The following is an 8,239-nucleotide window of genomic DNA, read 5'->3' as shown; positions in this document are numbered from 1 at the left end:
CAAAATTTGTTTTTTTTCTCCAAGCCTGAACCAACACATCTTTGCTGCGGAACTGGGATATATTGACAAAGAGCAAAAAATTGATTTTTTTAAGTGTTATCAACAACTTTTTGAAATTCCGATGCTGAAATATAATCGTCTCAAAAAGACAAGATTCTGGAAAGATGCACGCTCAATTCTTGCTGCTGATTTGATAAAAATCTGTTACGCAATGTACAGAGACAACTCTGCTTTTGACCCAAACAAAATTTATTAAGTGATCAAGGTGATAGTCCTCAAAAAATTTTTTGTTAATAACCCTGTGAATAATTCAGTCAAATCTGATACAGGATACCTCTATCTCAACTTAATTTTTTACTTGACTTCTAATAGGGAATCTCCGTCAGAATTATTTTCTTTTTCATTTCTATTTCCTGCCATTTCTTTTGCCAGATTTAAGTATGCCTCGGCGCCGCGTGAGTTTTTGTCGTACAGAACCACAGGTTTGCCAAAACCGGGCGACTCTGCCACCCGAACATTTCTTGGAATAATTGTTTTATAAACCTTATCGCCAAAATACTTTTTTATCTCTTCTATCACCTGTCCTGAAAGATTTACCCTCGCATCATACATTGTTAGCAATACACCTTCTACATACAGATTAGGATTTAAAGTTTTTTTCAACGCATCTATAAGTTTCAGCAACTGTCCAAGTCCCTCCAGAGCATAATACTCACATTGAATAGGGATTATAACAGAATGTGCGGCAACCAATGCATTTACTGTCAATAACCCTAACGAAGGTGGACAATCAACTATGATGTAGTCATACACTTTATCAAATTTTGCTAAAGCGTTTTTAAGTCGTGTCTCCCTTGCAAGCATATTTACAAGTTCCACTTCCGCACCTACTAAATCCAGTCCTGATGGCACAATCTCACACCATTCTATTTCCGTCGGCAGAATCACATTCTCCAGCAGTTGCTCATCAATAAGAACATTATAGATACTTGATACTATTTCTTCTTTTTTGATGCCGAAGCCACTTGTCGCATTTGCCTGCGGGTCCATATCAATAAGAAGCGTTTCATTTGAAAGTATTGCCAGAGATGCTGAAAGATTTATCGCGGTTGTCGTTTTACCTACCCCACCTTTTTGGTTTGCAATTGCAATAATTTTACTCATAAGATTTTTGTCTTTGACAGGATTCTTTTACCGCCGAGTCACAGCGTTCACAGGGAAATTCTTCTAATTCTGTGTATTCAGTATCATTCGTGGCTGATTTTATATTTAAAGTCCTGATATTTTTATTATATAAAAACATTCCGGATTTGTCAAGCAAAAAATGTTTCACGTGAAACATCAGGTAATGAGGTCATAAACATTTTTGACCGATGAGATTTTTGAGTGTAGAATTTTACCTGGTGTTTGTTTTGTTGAAAATATAACTTTGCCATCGATCTCTGGAGCTTGAAATTCAGTATGTCCATCTTTTTCAGTATCAGCGAGTATTTTGAATATTTTACCAATACGATTTTTATTTTTTTGATAAGTAATTTTTTGTTGTAGTACCATCATTTCATTAAAGCGTTCTTTTTTTACTTTTTGTGGGATATTATCAGCCGATAGGGTATTTTTTTCTTGCGAATAAACAAATCCGCCCAGCCAATCAAACTGGAATGTATTTAGGTTTGTAAGCATTTGCTTAAAAATCTTTTCGGTCTCGTTAGGGTATCCGACCATTACTGTTGTTCGCAGTGCCACTTTTGGTATTTTTTTTCTTAATTTTTCGATAGTTGAAAAAATTGTTTTTGATAGAGGTCTGCCCATTGCTTTCAAAATCCTATCATCAGTATGTTGAATTGGGATATCAATATACTTACAAATTTTTTCATTTTCGGCAAGTTCTGAAATCAAAACATCAGTAAAATGTGCAGGATGAGTGTATAAAAGCCGTATCCAGTTAAGTCCGTTAATTTTTGCGATTTTTTTCAGAAGCAATGGAAGCACAAACTTTTTATAAATATCAATTCCATACATTGTTGTATCCTGTGCTATAAGAATAACTTCTTTTCTTCCAGTAGCGACAATATTTTTCACATCGTTTATTATAAATTCCATTTTTCTGCTTCTAAAATTACCGCGTAGTTGAGGAATAATACAATAATTGCATCTGTTATTACATCCTTCTGCGATTTTTATGTAAGCATGACTTGGGGGTGTTGAAAATATTTTGGGCTGGGTTGACAGAATAAAGTTGGGTTTGCTTATTTCTAACGTTGCTGAGCAGTTGTTTTTTAATATGTTGGGTAGTTTTACGAAATCAGAACTGCCCAATAGTATATCAATTTTCGGATATTTTGTAAAAAGTGTATCTTTTTCAAGTTGAGGAAGACAGCCGCAGACAACAAATTTCTGTTGTTTTGATTTCTTTTTTGATATTTCTGCTATTTTGCGGTATGTTTCGTTTCTTGCCTGTTTGATAAAAGCGCAGGTATTAAGGATGATGACATCTGCGGTGTTTTGTTTTTCAACAGGCAAGAAGCCGTTATGAGAAAGTTGTCCCGCCATTGTTTCAGAATCAACCAGATTTTTGGGGCAACCAAGCGAAATTATATTTACTTTTTTCATTGTTTCACGTGAAACAATTCGTTTTATTTCAAGATTTTTGGTAATGCTCTGTGAATACAATCAGCAATTTCTTCAAGTTTCTGCTTGTGTGCTGGTGGTGGCTGACCTATCGGATCTTCAATATCAACTTCTCCATAGCCAGCGTAGTCCTTTAACAAAAAAACTTTTTTATTCGCCTGTGGGAATTTTTTTAAAATATACTCTTTATGTCTTTTTTCCATTACAAAAATTAAATCAGAATTATGGATTTCTTTTTCTGTAAGTTGGGTTGAGATATGGTTTGAAAAATCAATACCTGCGTTGTGTATTACTTCTTCTAAATAGCCATAGATTTTGTATTCCGGGTTTGCTTCAATTCCTGCGGAAGACACACTTATATTTGTAATCCCTTTTTCTTTCAATAGATTTTTCAGAATACCTTCCGCCATAACAGACCTGCATATATTACCTGTGCAGACAAAAATTATTCTTTTAACCATACATTCTCCAAATCACCAATACTTTTGAACTCGGATTGGTAGCCCCAGAATAGTGCTTCATTTACATTTTCCGTTTCTTTTAATTTTACCAAAAAATTATAGAATTTTAATTTTGCCCGTTTTTCTATTAAGAATGTTACCAGCGACTCTGCCTGCTGATACCATAAATTCACCTTTTCCGCCTCTGCATTAGATAAATCAAATATCAAGAACTCGTCTATTGGTATTCGTTTAGTTCTATCAAATTGTGGTTTTTTTATTCCAGTAGTTTTGGTTTCTTCATACATAGCGAGCCCTTCGTTAAGCCATTGTGATATTTTTTCTGCTTTACCATTCATAAAATCGTTAAAAATAAGATGTGTGATTTCATGCGAGAGAATATATTTCAGATGTTGCCCTTCAAAAGTGTAAATTTTTCTGTTTAAGACAAATCCGCCAGACCATACCGGCCTTTTTGTTAGTTCTTTATACTGCTGGGCATCTTTATATATGTAAATTGTAAATTTTTCATATGGATTAAAATTATAAAGTTCAGTATCAGCAATAATGGTATTATATATTTTTTCCACAAATTGTGCGGTTTCTTTCACGGAATATTCATCAACCGAAAGAGTAGTATAAACTGTAAAATGAATTGTATCAATCCGATTGAGGCTTTCAGGTAAAATGGGCAGAACTGCCTCAGTATAGACAACATTATCAAATTTTAATCTCTGTAATAATGAAATCTGTTCTTTCAGTGTTTGAAGTTCTTCAAAATTTTGTGTTACAATTTTTGCGTTTCTTGTATCTACAAATTTTACAGCCACCGTCAGAAAAAACCATAAATAGATACCCAGAACAACCCCGATTGTCGCCAGCCAGTAAGACCGTTCAACTTCTAATCCAAAAAGTGTCATAAATAAATTATACAAAAAAACTTGATTTTTGGCAAGTAATTTTATATAATTTTTGTAGATATGAAAAAATTCAAAATTGGCTTGGCATTAGGAGGCGGTGGAGCACGTGGATTTGCACATATTGGTGTTTTACATATTTTAGAAAAAAATAAAATTATACCGGATTTTATTGCTGGTACTTCCATCGGTGCAATTATAGGTGCTGCATATTGTTGTGGGATATCAACAGTAGAAATGGAAAAGGAAGTAGACGAGTTTATCAGGAGCGATATTTACAAAGAACTGGGAGTAGACAAAATGGCTACAACCAAATCGCAAAATATTTTTGATGAATTTTTTGCCAGGTTTAAAGAAAAAACTGTTTTTTTTCTGTCCGGGTTAAGACCGGCATTTTTAGAACAAGAAACAATTATTAAAATGATAGAATTTTTCCTGCCTGATTTAAATTTTGAAGACCTGAAAATTCCGTTTGCCTGTGTTGCTGTGGATATTACCAGAGGGAAAGAGGTTGTATTCTGCAAAGGGCATATACGGGAAGCGGTTTTATCAAGTATTTCTATCCCGGGTATTATGCCACCAGTTAAGTTTGAAGACAACATACTTGCTGACGGCGGTGTAATAGAGATGGTTCCTGTAAAAGTTGTAAAGGATGCTGGCTGTGATTTCTCAATAGGTGTTAATGTAAGTGCCAGATTACCGGAGATATCAGAAAATAAGTTAAAGACAGCGTTTGATATTGCTCACCGAACAGGTGAAATCTCGCTTTCAGTTTTACGAGAACTCCAGATAAAAGATGCTGATTTTATTCTAAAACCGTCAGTCCAAGATATAAAATGGTTTGAGTTAAAAAAATTCTGTGAATGTATCCTCGCGGGTGAAATTGAAACAAATTCAAAACTCATACAACTCAAAAACAAAATTAGAGTCCAAAAATATAAAACATTATTCAAAAGACTATTTTCAACAAGTTGAAGATTCCAGGCTGGAGTCCCACGATGCTTAGAGGGCGGGATTTCTTTTATCCGCAGAACGTTATATGAAATTGCTCACCTAAATATGTAAATGGGAGGAGACAAATGTTAGCTCTATATTTTTGTATTGGCATCGGCGCCATTATATGGATTGTTAATGGAATATGGATAATGCAAGCAATTAAAGAACGTTTTACCAGTGAAGTTTATATCCATACAGGTTTGGGTATTTTCTTTACCTTGTTGGCACTCGAATTAAGTATCGGTATCCGTGGAGCATGGACGCATTTTAGGATTTTTTGGTTAGCAGTGATTGGCTGGATTCTCTATATTCCTTCAGCTATTTTAGTCTTTGGTTCAATGGTCGAACTGAAGCATAAAGGTAAACCAGAAACCTACGATCCGTCTTACACCACTACTTTTTTTGATACTGGGATGTATGGTATTATTCGCCAGCCCATAACTTTGGGAATGACAATTTGGTCTATTGCTCTGATTTTAGTTTTTCAGTCAATTCTTTCGATAATTCTGGCTATAGTATCAATATTTTGTTTCTGGATGTCAGCCAGAAAAGAAGTCGAATACAATATAAAGAAATTCGGAGATGAATACAAAGAATATGTAAAAAAAGTTCCTATGTGGAATATTTTCAAGGGATTAAGAAAATATTTGAATATCTGTTTTTATTGATTATAATTCCCAAAAATCTAAAAATCTGATTTAATACTCTCTGTGTGCTTTGTGTTCTCTATGGTCCTGTGGTGAAGGTTTTTATCTTGTTGTGTTTTTATGGAATTTTTTGTATAATTTTACAGTAGAATTATGGATTTACAAGATTACCTTAAAAAGAAAAAGTTGGTTATTGATAATGCACTAAAAAAATATTTTCTGCAAAATGTGGGTGAGCCGTCAATTATGAATACTGCGATGCGATACAGTATTTTTGCAGGTGGGAAACGACTGCGACCGATTTTGTGTCTTGTTGCATGTGAAATTTGTGAAGGCGATATAAAAGACGTTATTCCAACCGCCTGCGGGATTGAAATGATACATACTTACTCGCTGATACACGATGATTTACCAGCGATGGACAACGACGATTACCGACGTGGAAAATTGACTTCTCATAAAAAATTTGGTGAAGCAATTGCGATTCTGGCAGGTGACGGGCTATTAACAAAAGCGTTTGAAATTATTAACCCAAAAGTTGTAAAAGAAATCGCTATTGCTGCCGGAACTAAAGGGATGGTTGGCGGACAGGTTATTGATACGCAGATGGCAAATGGCAGATGGCAGATGGCAGATGGGAAGCAGAAAATAAATTATATTCACAAACACAAGACAGCGAAGATGATTGAGGTCTCGTTAAAAGCAGGTGCTATTTTGGCTAATGTCTCGTCAGTAAAGATAAAAGCACTCGCTAATTACGGTAGAAAAATCGGGCTTGCATTCCAGATTGTTGATGATATTTTAGATATTATTGGTGATAAAAAGAAACTTGGCAAAACCGGTTCCGACTTAAAAAATAAAAAATTGACATATCTATCTGTTTACGGGCTTAAAAAATCTAAAACAGAAGCCCAAAAACTTGTTAAAAGTGCTAAAAATGACTTGAAGATTTTTGGCAAAAAAGCAGAACCGCTCAAAGCGATTGCTGATTATATCATCCAAAGAGAAAGTTAAAATCCAATTAGTACAATTGTACTAATTGAAAAACCAAAAACTACCGACGAACAAAATTAAAATGTAAGTATTTGCTTACATTTAATAAATACAAAATCAGCAAATCAGCCCGAAACAAGCTTGTCCTGAGAAGCCAAAATTATGAAGATTCTTGATAAGATTGATAAACCATCTGATTTACGAGTGATAAAAAAAGAATTACTTCCACAACTTGCTGATGAAATAAGAGAATTGATAGTTTCGTCTGTCTCTCAAACGGGCGGTCATCTCGCACCTTCACTAGGCACGGTAGAACTTACAATTGCGCTCCACTATGTCTTTGAATCGCCAAAAGATAAAATCGTCTGGGATGTCGGTCATCAAGCATATACACACAAAATTATAACAGGTCGCCGAGAGAAATTTTCAAGATTGCGTCAGATAAACGGGATAAGCGGTTTTCCAAAAATAGAAGAATCAGAATATGATGCATTTGGCGCGGGACATTCGTCAACTGCGATATCCGCTGCATTAGGATTGGCTGTTGCGCGCGATATGAAAAACGAAAATTATCGTGTTGTCGCAGTTGTAGGTGATGGTGCACTTACTGGCGGGCTTGCATACGAAGGGCTTCTTAATGCCGGGCATTCTGGAACAGATATGCTTGTTATTCTTAACGATAACGAGATGTTTATATCTTACCGTGTTGGTGCGTTTGCGGCATATCTTACTAAACTTATTACAGGTGGACTTTACAGCAAACTCTATAAAAAAGTAGAAAAGTTTCTATCTCGGATACATTTCTGGGGTTCTCAAATAATGCGTGTTGCAAAAAGGTTTCGTGTGCTGCTTTTTCCAGGAATGCTTTTTGAAGAAATGGGGTTCGCATATTTGGGTCCTATTGACGGGCATGATATTAATAAACTAATTGAACTACTCACAAAAGTAAAAAACTTAAAAGGACCTATTCTGTTACATCTTATAACAAAAAAAGGTAAAGGCTATAAACCTGCTGAAAATAAACCAACAGAGTTTCACGGTATTGGTAAGTTTGACATAAACACAGGTAATTCAATAACAGAAACTAAAATTCCAACCTATACCCAAATTTTTTCGCAAACACTTGTAAAACTTGCAAAACAAGACGAAAAAATAGTCGCAATTACTGCTGCTATGGCAGAAGGCACCGGGCTTACTGAGTTTCAGAAAGAGTTCCCGAACAGGTTTTTTGATGTCGGAATCGCAGAAGGTCATGCAGTTACTTTTGCAGCCGGACTTGCAACTGGTGGTTATAAACCGGTAGTAGCAATATATTCAACATTTTTGCAACGGGCGTTTGATGAAATAGTTCACGATGTCTGTCTGCAGAAACTACCTGTTGTGTTTGCAATAGACCGTGCAGGTATCGTCGGTGAAGACGGCGCTACACATCAAGGTGCGTTTGATTTATCATATTTAAGAATGATTCCTGATTTGGTAATAATGGCACCTTCCGACGAAAACGAACTCCAGAATATGTTGAAAACAGCACTATCATTGAGTCAACCGGCTGCTATTCGTTATCCACGAGGTTGTGGGGTTGGGGGGGAGGGAGGGGAGATTGGGGGAGGGATTGAAT

At 35.5% G+C, this 8,239-nt stretch carries 9 protein-coding genes; 5 read left to right on the top strand and 4 right to left on the bottom strand.

From position 1 onward, the window contains the following. Window positions 1-256: hypothetical protein (locus AB1349_11635; GenBank protein ID MEW6557981.1), on the top strand; the 256-nt coding region annotated here is incomplete at its 5' end. A gap of 98 nt (window positions 257-354) precedes the next feature. Here AB1349_11635 and AB1349_11630 read toward each other — a convergent pair. The 4 genes from AB1349_11630 to AB1349_11615 form a co-directional block, all read right to left on the bottom strand. After that, the gene (locus tag AB1349_11630; GenBank protein MEW6557980.1) at window positions 355-1,164 is read right to left on the bottom strand and encodes a ParA family protein; all 810 of its coding nucleotides are present in this window, start codon (window positions 1,162-1,164) and stop codon (window positions 355-357) included. A 177-nt stretch (window positions 1,165-1,341) separates the two neighbouring features. Continuing rightward, a complete protein-coding gene (gene rimO / locus AB1349_11625; protein MEW6557979.1) occupies window positions 1,342-2,610 on the bottom strand; it encodes a 30S ribosomal protein S12 methylthiotransferase RimO in 1,269 nt (422 codons plus the stop codon). A gap of 23 nt (window positions 2,611-2,633) precedes the next feature. Then, on the bottom strand, window positions 2,634-3,089 hold the full coding sequence (locus tag AB1349_11620) for a low molecular weight protein arginine phosphatase (GenBank protein MEW6557978.1): 456 nt from the start codon (window positions 3,087-3,089) through the stop codon (window positions 2,634-2,636). Beyond that, complete coding sequence (locus AB1349_11615; GenBank protein MEW6557977.1) at window positions 3,074-3,988, bottom strand: hypothetical protein; 915 nt, start codon at window positions 3,986-3,988, stop codon at window positions 3,074-3,076. Before AB1349_11615 ends, AB1349_11620 begins: the two co-directional genes overlap by 16 nt. Window positions 3,989-4,048: 60 nt before the next feature. Here AB1349_11615 and AB1349_11610 point away from each other — a divergent pair, with 60 nt between their 5' ends. The 4 genes from AB1349_11610 to dxs all read left to right on the top strand — a co-directional run. Further along, window positions 4,049-4,960 carry a patatin-like phospholipase family protein gene (locus tag AB1349_11610; GenBank protein ID MEW6557976.1) on the top strand — a complete coding sequence of 304 codons (912 nt, stop codon included), beginning with the start codon at window positions 4,049-4,051 and terminating at the stop codon, window positions 4,958-4,960. Window positions 4,961-5,064: 104 nt separating this feature from the next. Continuing rightward, window positions 5,065-5,649: a methyltransferase gene (locus tag AB1349_11605; GenBank protein MEW6557975.1), complete on the top strand. Its 585-nt coding sequence runs from the start codon at window positions 5,065-5,067 to the stop codon at window positions 5,647-5,649. A gap of 132 nt (window positions 5,650-5,781) precedes the next feature. Beyond that, a complete protein-coding gene (locus AB1349_11600) occupies window positions 5,782-6,642 on the top strand; it encodes a polyprenyl synthetase family protein (GenBank protein MEW6557974.1) in 861 nt (286 codons plus the stop codon). A gap of 138 nt (window positions 6,643-6,780) precedes the next feature. Continuing rightward, the coding region (dxs, locus tag AB1349_11595; GenBank protein ID MEW6557973.1) for a 1-deoxy-D-xylulose-5-phosphate synthase at window positions 6,781-8,239 on the top strand (1,459 nt) is incomplete at its 3' end.

The sequence above is a fragment of the Elusimicrobiota bacterium genome (assembly GCA_040757695.1).
In the GTDB taxonomy this organism is placed as follows: domain Bacteria; phylum Elusimicrobiota; class UBA8919; order UBA8919; family UBA8919; genus JBFLWK01.
The sequence above is the reverse complement of the archived record's forward strand: the minus strand, read 5'-3'. Positions and strand labels throughout refer to the sequence as shown.

What these genes read in the sequence shown, in the direction of transcription:
- AB1349_11605 (MEW6557975.1), top strand. Translation starts at nt 5,065, where the DNA reads ATGTTAGCTCTATATTTTTGTATTGGCATCGGCGCCATTATATGGATT.
- AB1349_11620 (MEW6557978.1), bottom strand. Translation starts at nt 3,089, where the DNA reads ATGGTTAAAAGAATAATTTTTGTCTGCACAGGTAATATATGCAGGTCT.
- rimO (MEW6557979.1), bottom strand. Translation starts at nt 2,610, where the DNA reads ATGAAAAAAGTAAATATAATTTCGCTTGGTTGCCCCAAAAATCTGGTT.
- AB1349_11615 (MEW6557977.1), bottom strand. Translation starts at nt 3,988, where the DNA reads ATGACACTTTTTGGATTAGAAGTTGAACGGTCTTACTGGCTGGCGACA.
- AB1349_11600 (MEW6557974.1), top strand. Translation starts at nt 5,782, where the DNA reads ATGGATTTACAAGATTACCTTAAAAAGAAAAAGTTGGTTATTGATAAT.
- AB1349_11630 (MEW6557980.1), bottom strand. Translation starts at nt 1,164, where the DNA reads ATGAGTAAAATTATTGCAATTGCAAACCAAAAAGGTGGGGTAGGTAAA.
- AB1349_11610 (MEW6557976.1), top strand. Translation starts at nt 4,049, where the DNA reads ATGAAAAAATTCAAAATTGGCTTGGCATTAGGAGGCGGTGGAGCACGT.